At 56.6% G+C, this 12,449-nt stretch carries 15 protein-coding genes, 1 tRNA gene and 2 pseudogenes; all 18 read right to left on the reverse strand.

What is annotated here, in order from left to right; translation table 11 throughout:
* Positions 1-6: 6 nt before the first annotated feature.
* Positions 7-1,287 (reverse strand): NADH-quinone oxidoreductase subunit NuoF, encoded by a 1,281-nt coding sequence (nuoF, locus tag WDO70_10915; protein ID MEJ0063679.1) that lies wholly within the window; start codon positions 1,285-1,287, stop codon positions 7-9.
* Positions 1,287-1,883 carry an NADH-quinone oxidoreductase subunit NuoE gene (nuoE, locus tag WDO70_10920; protein MEJ0063680.1) on the reverse strand — a complete coding sequence of 199 codons (597 nt, stop codon included), beginning with the start codon at positions 1,881-1,883 and terminating at the stop codon, positions 1,287-1,289. Before nuoE ends, nuoF begins: the two co-directional genes overlap by 1 nt.
* Entirely contained in the window at positions 1,880-2,524 is a 645-nt protein-coding gene (locus WDO70_10925) for a hypothetical protein (protein ID MEJ0063681.1), read from the reverse strand. Before WDO70_10925 ends, nuoE begins: the two co-directional genes overlap by 4 nt.
* Positions 2,521-3,670 (reverse strand): annotated as a pseudogene (locus tag WDO70_10930) (NADH-quinone oxidoreductase subunit D). Before WDO70_10930 ends, WDO70_10925 begins: the two are co-directional and overlap by 4 nt.
* Positions 3,671-3,723: 53 nt before the next feature.
* Complete coding sequence (locus WDO70_10935) at positions 3,724-4,350, reverse strand: NADH-quinone oxidoreductase subunit C (GenBank protein ID MEJ0063682.1); 627 nt, start codon at positions 4,348-4,350, stop codon at positions 3,724-3,726.
* Positions 4,350-4,982, reverse strand: coding sequence for a hypothetical protein (locus WDO70_10940; GenBank protein ID MEJ0063683.1), 633 nt, complete (start codon positions 4,980-4,982; stop codon positions 4,350-4,352). Before WDO70_10940 ends, WDO70_10935 begins: the two co-directional genes overlap by 1 nt.
* 6 nt (positions 4,983-4,988) lie before the next feature.
* Positions 4,989-5,494 (reverse strand): annotated as a pseudogene (locus WDO70_10945) (NADH-quinone oxidoreductase subunit B family protein).
* A 20-nt stretch (positions 5,495-5,514) separates the two neighbouring features.
* Positions 5,515-5,895, reverse strand: a complete 381-nt coding sequence (locus WDO70_10950; GenBank protein ID MEJ0063684.1) for an NADH-quinone oxidoreductase subunit A — start codon at positions 5,893-5,895, stop codon at positions 5,515-5,517.
* Positions 5,896-6,024: 129 nt separating this feature from the next.
* A tRNA-Asp gene (locus WDO70_10955) sits at positions 6,025-6,101 on the reverse strand.
* 88 nt (positions 6,102-6,189) lie between these two features.
* Positions 6,190-7,566 (reverse strand): UDP-glucose/GDP-mannose dehydrogenase family protein, encoded by a 1,377-nt coding sequence (locus WDO70_10960; protein MEJ0063685.1) that lies wholly within the window; start codon positions 7,564-7,566, stop codon positions 6,190-6,192.
* An 18-nt stretch (positions 7,567-7,584) separates the two neighbouring features.
* Complete coding sequence (locus WDO70_10965; protein ID MEJ0063686.1) at positions 7,585-8,166, reverse strand: WecB/TagA/CpsF family glycosyltransferase; 582 nt, start codon at positions 8,164-8,166, stop codon at positions 7,585-7,587.
* Positions 8,103-8,357: a hypothetical protein gene (locus WDO70_10970; protein MEJ0063687.1), complete on the reverse strand. Its 255-nt coding sequence runs from the start codon at positions 8,355-8,357 to the stop codon at positions 8,103-8,105. Before WDO70_10970 ends, WDO70_10965 begins: the two co-directional genes overlap by 64 nt.
* Before the next feature lie 729 nt (positions 8,358-9,086).
* On the reverse strand, positions 9,087-9,818 hold the full coding sequence (locus tag WDO70_10975; GenBank protein MEJ0063688.1) for an oligosaccharide flippase family protein: 732 nt from the start codon (positions 9,816-9,818) through the stop codon (positions 9,087-9,089).
* Positions 9,815-10,105, reverse strand: a complete 291-nt coding sequence (locus WDO70_10980; protein MEJ0063689.1) for an oligosaccharide flippase family protein — start codon at positions 10,103-10,105, stop codon at positions 9,815-9,817. Before WDO70_10980 ends, WDO70_10975 begins: the two co-directional genes overlap by 4 nt.
* A 688-nt stretch (positions 10,106-10,793) precedes the next feature.
* Positions 10,794-11,012, reverse strand: a complete 219-nt coding sequence (locus WDO70_10985) for a glycosyltransferase (GenBank protein MEJ0063690.1) — start codon at positions 11,010-11,012, stop codon at positions 10,794-10,796.
* Positions 11,013-11,501: 489 nt separating this feature from the next.
* Complete coding sequence (locus WDO70_10990; GenBank protein MEJ0063691.1) at positions 11,502-11,936, reverse strand: glycosyltransferase family A protein; 435 nt, start codon at positions 11,934-11,936, stop codon at positions 11,502-11,504.
* 67 nt (positions 11,937-12,003) lie between these two features.
* Positions 12,004-12,126, reverse strand: a complete 123-nt coding sequence (locus tag WDO70_10995) for a hypothetical protein (GenBank protein ID MEJ0063692.1) — start codon at positions 12,124-12,126, stop codon at positions 12,004-12,006.
* Positions 12,127-12,144: 18 nt separating this feature from the next.
* Entirely contained in the window at positions 12,145-12,405 is a 261-nt protein-coding gene (locus WDO70_11000) for a glycosyltransferase (protein ID MEJ0063693.1), read from the reverse strand.
* Between the last annotated feature and the right edge of the window lie 44 nt (positions 12,406-12,449).

Here is a 12,449-nt window from a genome sequence, read left to right on the forward strand (position 1 = left end):
TCGTCCTCACGCCGCCTGCTTGCGGTATTGCATGATGCGCTCTTCCATCACCGGGCGGAAATGGCGGATCAGTCCCTGGATCGGCCAGCCCGCCGCGTCGCCATGGGCGCAGATGGTATGGCCCTCGATCTGGCGCGTGACTTCGAGCAGCCTGTCGATTTCTTCCACCTTCGCCTGACCGCGCACCATGCGCTGCATCATGCGGTAAAGCCAGCCGGTGCCCTCGCGGCACGGCGTGCATTGGCCGCAGCTTTCATGCATGTAAAAGCGGCTGAGGCGCGCGATGGCGTAGATAATGTCGGTCGATTGATCCATGACGATTACGCCCGCCGTGCCGAGGCCGGATTTGACGGCTTTCAGGCTGTCGAAATCCATCAGCACGGTATCGCAAATCTCGCGTGGCAATAGCGGCGTCGATGATCCGCCCGGAATGATGGCCAGAAGATTGTGCCACCCGCCGCGCACGCCGCCCGCATGTTTTTCGATCAATTCCTTGAGCGGGATGCCCATCGCTTCTTCGACGTTGCAGGGCTGGTTGACGTGGCCCGAAATGCAGAAAACCTTGGTACCGGTATTGTTGGCGCGGCCGATGCCCGCGAACCATGCGCCGCCGCGATGCAGAATTTCCGGCACGACCGCGATGGTTTCCACATTATTGACCGTCGTCGGGCAGGCATATAGCCCCGCGCCCGCCGGGAACGGCGGCTTGTTGCGCGGATAGCCCTTTTTGCCTTCCAGGCTTTCGAGCAGCGCGGTCTCTTCGCCGCAGATATACGCGCCCGCCCCGCGATGCAGATAGATATCCATGTCCCAGCCGGAACCGGCGGCGTTCTTGCCGAGCAGACCGGCGGCGTAGGCTTCGTCGATGGCCTGCTGAACATGCAAGGCTTCGTTATAGAATTCGCCGCGAATATATATGTAAGACGTGTGCGCATTCATCGCGAACCCGGCGATCAGCATGCCTTCGAGCAAACGATGCGGCTCATAGCGCAGAATATCGCGGTCTTTGCAGGTGCCCGGTTCGGATTCATCGGCATTGACCACAAGATAATTCGGCCTGCCGTCCTTCGACTCCTTAGGCATGAACGACCATTTCATGCCGGTCGGGAAACCGGCCCCTCCCCGTCCGCGCAGGCAGGAAGCTTTTATCTCTTCGATGATCTTGTCGCGGCCCAAGCCGATCAGCGCCGCGGTGCCGTTCCATACGCCGCGCGCCTTCGCGCCGTCGAGCTGCCATGGCTCGAAGCCGTAGAGATTGGTGAAGATGCGGTCTTTATCGTCGAGCATTACGATGCCTTCCTGTCCTTCAAACTCGTCGGGCCGGTCTGCGCGCAGCTGCCGCGCCGCCCGGTCATGGAGCCTGCTTCCGGTTTTCTGCCCGCCGCGAGATCGTCGATCAGCTTTTCCATCCGCGCCGCGTCCAGGTCTTCGTAGAAATCATCGTTGACCTGCACCATCGGCGCGTTGACGCAGGCGCCGAGGCATTCGACCTCGACCACCGTAAATTTGCCATCCGCCGTCATTTCGTTGAGGCCGACGCCGAGCTTCTCCCGGCAGACGCGCTTGATGTCGTCCGAGCCGCGCAGCCAGCAAGGCGTCGTGGTGCAAACCTGGATGAAATTCTTGCCGACGGGCTGGCGGTTGAACATCGTGTAGAAGCTGGCGACTTCGTAGATTTTTACGCGCGGCACCGAAAGCATGTCGGCGACGTAATTCATCGCCGCGAGCGGCAGCCAATTGTCATGCTGGCGCTGCGCCAGTTCGAGCAGCGGGATGACCGCGCTCTGCTGCCGGGTTTCTGGATATTTGGCGATGATCTTCCGCGCCCGTTCGATATTCTCGGGCGTGAAGGCGAAATCAGAGGGTTGAGGATAGCCGGTCATAGGCTCAGGCCTCCCATCGGCCTATCCCATCCGGGATAGAACTGATATTCCCCACGCACAATCCGGTTCACATGCCGCATCGGATCGGCGCTCATAAACAAATGCGCGGCGGTGGGTGTAAGAAGCTCATACGCGGGAGCCAAAACAGGCTGGCCACCTTCAGGAACATTAAGGCATAGGCTTGTTTCACTAATATAATAGGTATCGCACACAAACAGATTTCGCCGCGTGACGATAGATTGTCCCGTCATACGAAAAGACTGCGCGTCCCCATTCACCGCATTCTGACCCGTCAGAATGTTGCCGGTGCGGCGGGGCTGGTCTTCCCGGCATTCTTCCAGGCTGCGATAGACCGCGTGCCGCTCGTCGTCGGAAGGCGTCATGCGCGTATCGATACCGCTCCCTTCAGACAGCGGCTCAAACCGATTGCCATGCATGAAACGATTGAATTTTCCAGTCGATAAAAATGAAATCGCAAGCCTGTCCGCCCCACCTAGCATCTGGCCCACGACGACATACTCCACACTTTTTCTTACCGGATGCACGTCCCGTTGACGCGGCCTGTCGAAAACTATCTTGCTCCCGATCTGAAACAAATCAAGTATGGAACGCATCTCTTCGGTGACGATATCATTTTTCATCGATCAATCTCCCCGAACACGATATCCATGCTGCCGACGATGGCCACGGTGTCGGCCAGCATGGTGCCGGGACACATGAATTCCGCGCCTTGCAGATGGGGGAAGCCGGGCGAGCGGATTTTGCAGCGGTAGGGCCGGTTGGTGCCGTCTGCCACCAGATAGACGCCGAATTCGCCCTTCGGCGCTTCCACCGCCGTATAAGTTTCGCCTGCGGGAACGTGATAGCCTTCGGTATAAAGCTTGAAGTGATGGATCAGCGACTCCATCGAGCTTTTCATCTCCGCGCGCGGCGGCGGCGCGATCTTGCGGTTTTCGGTCATGACCGGGCCGGACGGAATTTCCGTGAGGCATTGGCGCATGATTTTAAGCGACTGCCGCATTTCTTCCACGCGCACCAGATAGCGGGCATAGCAATCGCCCGTCAGCCCCCACCGGCACGTCGAAATCCATCTTGTCATACACGTCATAAGGCTGCGCCTTGCGCAAATCCCAGGCGACATTGCTGGCGCGCAGCATCGGCCCGGTGAAACCCCAGTCGAGCGCCTGCTCCTTCGTCACCACGCCGATATCGATGGTGCGCTGCTTGAAGATGCGGTTATTGGTCAGAAGATTTTCGAGATCGTTGCAGAATTTGGGAAAACGCTCGGTCCAGGCCCAGATATCGTCGGTCATGCCGTCAGGCATATCCTGATGCACGCCGCCGGGCCGGAAATAGTTGGCATGCATTCTTGCGCCAGACACGCGCTCGTAAAATTCCATCAGCTCTTCGCGCTGCTCGAAGCCCCACAGCGAAGGCGTCACCGCGCCGACATCGATGGCGAAAGTGGTAATGTTTAAAAGATGGTTGAGGATGCGGGTGATTTCCGAGAACAGCACGCGGATATACTGGCCACGCGGCGGCGCTTCGATGCCGAGCAGTTTCTCGATGGCCAAAGCGAACGCATGCTCCTGGCACATCGGCGACACGTAATCGAGGCGGTCGAAATAGGGTAAAGCCTGGAGATAGGTCTTGTGCTCGATCAGCTTCTCGGTGCCGCGATGCAGGAAACCGATATGCGGATCGGCGCGCTCTACCACCTCGCCGTCCATTTCCAGGATCAGGCGCAGCACGCCGTGCGCCGCCGGATGCTGCGGCCCGAAATTCATCGTGAACGGCACTTGGCGCTTGCCTTCGGCGGGCTGTTCGGGGCTGATCTTCATTATTTCTCCGCCTTCGCTTGCGGTGCGGCTTTTTCATCCCCAGGCAACAGCACGTTCGTCATGCCTTCCCAGGGACTCATGAAATCGAAATTGCGGAAATCCTGCGCCAGCTTGACCGGCTCATAGACGACGCGCTTCTGGTCGTTGTCATAGCGCACCTCGGTATAGCCGGTAAGCGGAAAATCCTTGCGCATCGGATGCCCATCGAAGCCGTAATCCGTAAGAATGCGGCGCAGATCGGGATGGCCGGTGAAAACCACGCCGAACAAATCCCAGCACTCGCGCTCGAACCAGCCGGCGGCGCTATAGACGCTCGTTACGCTCGGCACGGACGTCGCCTCGCTCGCCGTCAGCTTGATCCTGATGCGCAGATTTTTCGACAGGCTCAACAAATGATAGACGACCTCGAAACGCTCGGGACGCGCCGGATAATCGGCGCCGCAAATATCGATCAGCATGGTGAATCGGGTCGCAGGATCGTCTTTCAATGCGCGCAGCACCTCGGCAATGCGGTCGCGTCCGACCGTTACGGCAAGCTCGCCGAGTTCGACGCCGGACGCCAGCACGGCGCTCCCGAGAATACTGCGGATCGCTGCCTCGTCCGGCAATTGAGTATATTCCGCCATCATTGCTGCGCCATCTGCTCGAAGTCCTCGACCGCGATCGGATGCAGTTTCGCGACGCCGATCAGGGTTTCCAGAGCCAATCGGAAAGCGATCTCCGGCGCCAGGGTATCCTTGGTGACGGTCAGAATGCGGCATAAGACCAAGGTCATGGCCAGCACCGCCTCGCCGGAAGAAAGCCGGTTCCTGCGATAGATTTCCAGTATCTTGTCGCGCGCATAGGCGGCGCCCGCCATGGCCCAGAAATTAGGGCGGTGCTCCATCGGGATTGACAATACGGGCAACTGGTTTTTGTCGATTCCGATGACGGCGGCGCGAAAAATATCGTCGATGTTGGGAAATTTATGCTCGGACAGCCCGACTTTTTTGCCCGTGAAGAGAATGTAATCGAGAATATTGCCGCCTTTTTCTTCGCAGATAATGCCGTTGACTTGTCCGGAGAAAATCACGCCGCGCTTGCTGTAAAGCTCGCCTTCGGGGATCGTGGCGCGCAACGCCGCTTCCGCCGTTATCGCCGCTACGGTGCTGATCAGCGTGTTGACGTGAATGCCGAGATCATCGGCATGCATATCGAGCATCGCCTTTTCGATAGTCTTAGCGGCGGTCTTTACCCGGTCGTTAAGTTCAGGAAGCATAAGCGTCTACCCTCTCTGGATGACGCGGTTGCCGCGCCTGATTTTCCGGTGCAACTGCATGATGCCGTAAAGCAGGGCTTCCGCGGTCGGAGGGCAGCCTGGAACATAGATATCCACCGGCACGATCCGGTCGCAGCCCCCGCACCACGGAATAGGAATAATGGTAATAACCGCCGCCATTGGCGCAGCTGCCCCATCGAGATAACCCAGCGCGGCTCCGGCATCTGATCATATACCTTGCGCAAGGCAGGCGCCATTTTGTTGCATAGAGTGCCGGCGACGATCATCACGTCCGACTGGCGCGGCGAGGCGCGCGGCATCATGCCGAAACGATCGAGGTCGTAGCGGCTCATATAGACATGGATCATCTCTACGCCGCAGCAGGCGAGGCCGAACGTCATCGGCCACATCGAGCCGGTGCGCGCCCATGTGAGCAGATCGTCGATCTTCGCGAGCACGAAGCCCTTGTCCTGGACTTTCTCGCCGATTTGCCGGGCGACGTCATTCGGCATCAACGGCACGGCAGGCGCGATTATTCCCATTCCAGCGCCCCTTTCTTCCATTCATAGATAAAACCGACCGTCAGCACGGCCAGGAACAGCACCATCGAACCGAATCCGAACCAGCCAATAGCGCCCAGCGTAATCGCCCACGGAAACAGAAACGCTATTTCAAGATCGAAGATGATGAACAGAATCGAAACCAGATAGAACCGCACGTCGAAACGACGGCGGGCATCGGAAAATGGAGCGAAGCCGCATTCATAGGCCGAATTTTTTTCGCTGTCGGGCTTATGCGCGCCGAGAATGAATGACAAGCCGACCGCCGTGCACGCGACCACGATGGCGATGCCGATAAACAGCAACACCGGAAAATAAGAAGCGGCCAGATCGGGAGAAACAATGGGCGACATCGACGATACCTGCATACGGCGCGTGATTTCTGCGCCAGCAGCCGCAAATTGAGCCTTTTGATTAAGAAAATCAAGCGGTAAGCGGCCCCGCCGAGCTTCCCTCAAAGATGGGCTTTTTCTTGAAATAAATGGCGCGAGCGACGGGACTTGAACCCGCGACCTCCGGCGTGACAGGCCGGCGCTCTAACCAACTGAGCTACGCCCGCGCAGGGCTTAATTAGGTATAAGGTTGCGCTGTGATAGGGCAAAACCCAGGCCGGTGTCAAATGCCTATCGCAGCGCGGGGTCGCGAAATTAGACGGCGACCGCGCGTCTTTGATGTTCGCGGTCGGAATTCGCCTGGATAATCGCCTGTGGCTGGCTTATCCGCCCTATGGAAACATACTGGAATCCGGATTCGGCAACTTCCACGGGATTATAGACATTGCGGAAATCGACCAGCAGGGATTCAGCCATCAGTTCGCGCACGCGGGCAAAGTCCAGCGCGCGGAACTCGTTCCATTCGGTCAGGATCACCGCCGCATGAGCGCCGGCCAACGCGTCATAAGTATCCTGCGCCCAGTTCACGTCTGGCAGCAGCTTGGCCGCTTCCTTCATGCCGACAGGATCGTAAGCCTTAATGACAGCGCCCGCGGCCTGTAAATCCGGGATCAGGTTGAGGGCGACGCTATCGCGCATATCGTCGGTATTGGGCTTGAAGGTCACGCCCAGCACGGCGACGGTTTTCCCCTTCACATCGCCGCCGCAGGCCGCGATAACCCGTCCGGCCATGCCGCGCTTGCGGTTTTCATTGGCCTCCACGACGGCTTCGATGATCGAGATCGGCGCGCCGAAATCCTGCGCCGTCTTGACCAATGCCTTGGTATCCTTCGGAAAGCATGAACCGCCATAGCCGGGACCGGCATGGAGAAATTTACGCCCGATCCGCCCGTCAAGGCCGATGCCCTTCGCCACGTCCTGAACGTCCGCGCCGACTTTTTCGCACAAATCGGCGATTTCGTTGATGAAGGTAATCTTGGCCGCCAGGAAAGCGTTGCCCGCATATTTGGTGAGTTCGGAGGTTTCCAGCCCGGTTTGCAGGATCGGCGTTTCCAGCAGATACAACGGCCGGTATAGCGCGCGCATCACCGCGCCGCCGCGTTCGTCCTCGACGCCGATCACGACCCGGTCGGGGCGCATGAAATCGCCGATCGCCGAGCCTTCGCGCAGGAATTCCGGATTCGAGCACATCGCAAAATCGGCGGTCGGATTGGCTTCGCGGATGATCCGCGCCACTTCGCGGCCGGTGCCGACGGGAACCGTGGATTTGGTCACGACGACCGTGAACCGCTTGCCGATCACTGCCGCGATGTCGCGCGCGGCCTGATAGACATAGCTCAGATCGGCATGACCGTCGCCGCGGCGGCTTGGCGTGCCGACGGCGATAAAGATCGCGTCCGCGCCTTCCTGCATCGCGTCAGAGAGGCTGGTTTCGAATTCCAGCCTGCCTGCCGCCATGTTCTTGGCGACCAGATCATCGAGACCCGGCTCATAAATCGGGATTTGGCCCTTTTTCAGCCGCTCGATCTTGCCCGCATCGGGATCGACACAGCAGACCCATACACCGAATTCAGCGAAACAGGCTCCGGAAACCAGACCCACATAACCGGCACCAAGAATAACGATACGCATTGATATATCCCCCTGAGATCATATTTTAGTGTTTGAATTGTTGTAGCGGCAAGCTTTTCTCAAAGCCCCGCCCGCATCTTTCGCCGCTATCGCATGCCTATCGTCTGAAGGCAGGCACGAGGCCGACGATATGCTTTGCCGCCAGGGCATTAATCGCACGCCATACGAATACTTGATAATCAATAAAATAGCGGCGCCACAGCGGCGAGGCTCTTTATAGAGCCTGTAGGCGAACCGTAAATTGAGTTTATCGATCCACTTCGGATAATAGCTTTCTTTTTCCAGATATTGATTGAGAAATCCGCCGCAGGTGATGGCGACGCCTTTATATCCGGCATCACGAAGCGCCAGAAGCAGCATTTCCTGCCGCGGAGCGCCCATGGCCACGATGACGGCATCCGGCGATTGGTTCATGATGGCGGCCACTTTAGGGGCTATATCGCCATAGCCATGATCCGCGCAACGACTTGCAGACCGGGATAGTTTCCGGAGATTTTTTTGCCGACTTCCTCGGCCAGCGCGGGGCTGCCCGCCAATCAGCATAAGCTTATGATTGTTGCGGGCCAGCGTTTCAAAAAACGGCCCGGCGAGCGAAGACATATCGAAACTGATGCGCTGGCATGAATTGTCGCCGCTGATAACCCGGCAAAGCTCGCCACGCTCTCTCCGTCCGGCAATACAACGGACATTTGCTTGAGCGCCGACAGATACTGAGGCTCTTTCTTGGCCACCGCCCATGCGAAGGGATTTACGAAAGTGATAAAACGCTGCGGGTCTTTTTCATCCAGCAATCGGCAGACGTTTTCTATCGTTATACCAAGACTGAGGGGCAACACCTAAAAAGTCGGTCTGCTTTTTCATAATCATGGTTGACTTTGTAAAAAATAGATGATTCAACAAATGACTGCTTTTTTTATACCATATTGAACGCAGTTGCAATATTTTTTTGCAATTGCAGCAAAGTTATTAACAGTCCGGTTTCTTTTACCTTCATTATAGGGTCTATATCCCTATATTTATCAAATTATTGCTAATATAAGTTAATTTATCCCCTGTTCTATATTTCGGGGTTAATTATAGAGGCAGACTCAGGATCGACTATAGATACCGGCGGAGCCGCTTTCTGTTTAGCAATCTTTTGGATGAAAGCAAAAAGAAACTTCATTTGCTGCCATTGGACGACTACGGAGGTTATCAAATATACGCCTCCCCCTAAAAGAATGGATGCCGAAAGATGCAGCCAGGGGTTTTTGAGGCCGAAAATCAGACTCCCCGAAAAAATGTATCGCCAGCAGCATCGCCGCCGACGCGGCCAGCGGAGCCCATAGACGCCGGAACTCACGCCATAGCTTAAGAGACGCCTTGCGCGCCACTATATATATGTAAATCGGCACGGCCAGGGCCGACATGCCGACCAATCCCAGGATAAGGGCACCAGCCCATGGGGGGCCAGAAAAAACATCAACATGACATTTCCCGCTACAAGGATCGTCTGGACACGAAGGTAGGTCCCCGTTTGATTATGCGCGCGCAGAATATCGCGCATGATGATGATGAATGGGGTAGTTCCTCCGGTTATGAGCAGCAGCTGAAGGACGGGTATGGCCGGCTTCCATGCTTCGCCGAAAAACAGCGGCACATACATCGAAGCGGTAATAGCGGCTCCCGCGATGGCAGGAAACACCAAGGTGCCTGTCACGACGATAATCTGGCCGAGAATCTTTTTCTGTTCCTGATGGTCGTCTTTGATGTTCGAAAAAGCGGGGTATAGAACGACCGCGAACGGATGAATCAGTACGTCGTACATCGACTGGCGAATGCGTTCGACCATGCCGAAATGCCCGACCGAGGCCGGGCCGAGAAAATTGCCGATCAGCAGGCGGGAGATTGCTGTTCAAAAAAATTGCACGAAAGACGATCCCGTCATCTTGATGCCGGGCGCCAGCACGGTAGGCAAATCCGCGCGGGCTGAACATCAGGCGGGGACGCCAGCCGCAGCCCGGCCATATGATTGCATTCGTCACGCTATACATGACGATCTGTTGCGCCACCAGCGCATAGGCGCCGAAGCCCTTCACCGCCATCACAATGCCGGTCACGCCGCCAATAAAATTGGCGATGATCGTGCGAATGGTAAAGACCCTGAAATTCATGGACTTATAGACCAGCGCCGTCGGCACTGACGATCCGGCGATGAGAAGCGGTATTACGGCGAACCACCGCAGCAGCGGTTCGAGATCGGCATGATTCATGATCGCGGCATAAGGCGCGGCGGCGGCTTGCCAAGCATCGCCATCACAATCCCGGCCGCTATCACCGTCCAGAACAAGGTCGAGAGCCTTCGATCATCGCGCAGCTGAAGGTTCACGATGCCGTCGACGATATCCATGATAACGAAATAACAGAATGTTATGTATATGTAGCACAGATTGACCAGGCCCATCTCTTCGGGACCGACGATGCGCGCGATGACGATAAAAACAACGAAGGGAAAATCCTTGCTGCGCGCCCTTCTCCAGCAGCGCCCAGAACGCTCCATGCGCCATTTTTTTACGGATGGACATTAAAAACCCATGCTATCAAATGAGGGTGTCGGCAACGGCTATTCCGTATCTGATAATAGATGAGCAAGCGTTTTTCGGAGCGGCCTTTATGCACTCTTTCATGTAAGACAACGATTGAATGAAGAGTCCCTTGCGAACATGCAGCGACGCGATGAAAAAACCAATATATGCGAAATTCTCTGCGCGCGTAAATCGGCGAGATGCTCTTCTGAAAATCTTTTGGTTATGCGCGCATCGGTATAGACAGTATCCAGGGCAGGAATGAAATTGTCGTAGGAGGTGCTGACCGTCTGGCTGATTCGGAGGAAAGCTCACGATATTCAAGGGCCGTGAAATTCGGGACATATACAAACGGGCCCGCCGTGGCCACCAGAGTCCATGCAACCCAATCGCCGGAGGAACGCAGATTCTTCTCCCAGCATTTCGTATCGAGAGCGGCATGGCGCCGGATCAAGGCGCATCCTCCTTAGGCATATGATTGCCCGGTCAGAAAATTCTCAAGCACGTCTCCCGACGGACGGTTAGGATTCCGTAAAAAGCGCCGAATGCCAAATCGCCTTCCGCGCTCATTGATGCGCACGAAATCCGCATAGGCGAGAACGGCGTGAGGCGCTTTCGCCAGCGCCTCTTGCAAGACCCTCAAAGGTGCGAGGGCACAGACAGTCATCGGCATCGAAAAAACTCAGCAAGTCGCGAGAAGCCGCCAGCGTCCCCGGCCCAGCGCGCCGCGGACGGCCCCGCCTTCTTTTGCTGGATCAAACGAATTCGCGGATCCGCGTAGCTCTTGATAATATCTGTCGTACTGTCGGTCGACCCATCGTCCACGATGATGAGTTCCCAATCATTGCACCGTCTGGGCAATGACGGAATCGATAGCTTCACGCAAGAAGCGTTCGGCGTTGTATGCAAGGCATAATGACGGAAACGGACATCGAATTTCTCACTAAATTTGCGAATTCACAGGAATCTGTCGGCAATCGTCAGAACATATTTGAAGACCAACTCGGGTATCTGTTGCGGATTTCCCAAAACAGATTTTTTCAAACAGACCAGGGATTCTTTCCACGCCCCTTTGCGTATATTAAGCGACGCCATATAGGACCACATCTGAGACTCCCGCCGGCGGCGAATCTCGCCTAACTTCTGCGGCGAAAATCTCATCTTGATCCGCGGGTCGTTGAAAACCCGCTCTAAGCTGGGCAAAACCTTATCAAAGTCAATATTGATTTGCTGGCTAAGCCCCGAAGCCAGTTCCCGAATATTCGAGCGCCGTAAAATTCGGCACATAAATGAAAGGCCCGGTTGCCGCCAGGATCGTCCATGCAACCCCAATCCTCCGCACAACGCAAGGTTTCAATCCAGCAATGGCTATCAATGGCCGATTGCCGCCGCACCAAAGCGCAGCCGCCGTTCGGCAATCAGGGTCTTTTGCAATGACTGCTCCAGCATATCACCGGACGAACGGCAGGACGGCCGGACAAAGCGGCGCAGGCCATAACGCTGCCCTTGGGCGTCTATGCGAACGAAATCGGCATAAGCCAACACGGCCTCGGGCGCGTGTTGAAGGGCTTTGCCCAGGACTTCCATGGCGCGCGGCGTCAGGCGATCATCGGAATCGAGATAACAAATCAGCCCGTGCGATGCCGCTACCGTTCCGGCCATGCGCGCCGCGCCCGGACCGCTGTTTTTGGCTTGCTTCAAAAGGCGGATACGCGGATCGGCATAGGCTTGGGCGATCGCGGCCGTGCCGTCGGTCGAGCAATCATCGACGACGATAAGCTCCCAGTCCCTTATGCGTCTGGGCAATAACCGAGTCTATGGCTTCGCGCAGAAAATCGCTCGGCGTTATAGGCCGCCATGACGACCGTGATGCTCATGCCGCACCCGCCGCCGCGATGCTGTCATAATAATCCTCGAGCGCCGCCGTGCATTTCCAATATCGAAACGGCTGCGCATAAATCCGGCGCGGCGCGCGACATGGATTCAGCCAAGACATCGTCCGTTATCAGACGCGTCAGACATCCCGCCAGCGCATCGACATCTTTTTCGGCAAAAGCGAAACCGGTCGAACCGTGCATAATGCCTCGGTAGCCCCTCCCTTTGCCGATGTTACGACCGGCACGCCGCAAGCCTGCGCTTCGAGAATGACAATAGGCAATCCTTCCGCATCGCCATTCTTCGCTGTAACGCTGGGCAGACAGAATATCCGCGCTTCGTCCAATTGCCGTTTGACATCATCGGAAGACATGCTCCCGGTGAAAGTCAACGGAAACATTCAGGCTGGCGGGCGCGCTTCCTTGAAAGATTCCATCATCGGAC

It is taken from the genome of Alphaproteobacteria bacterium (genome assembly GCA_037200005.1).
Taxonomy (GTDB): Bacteria; Pseudomonadota; Alphaproteobacteria; order UBA9219; family RFNS01; genus JBBCGY01.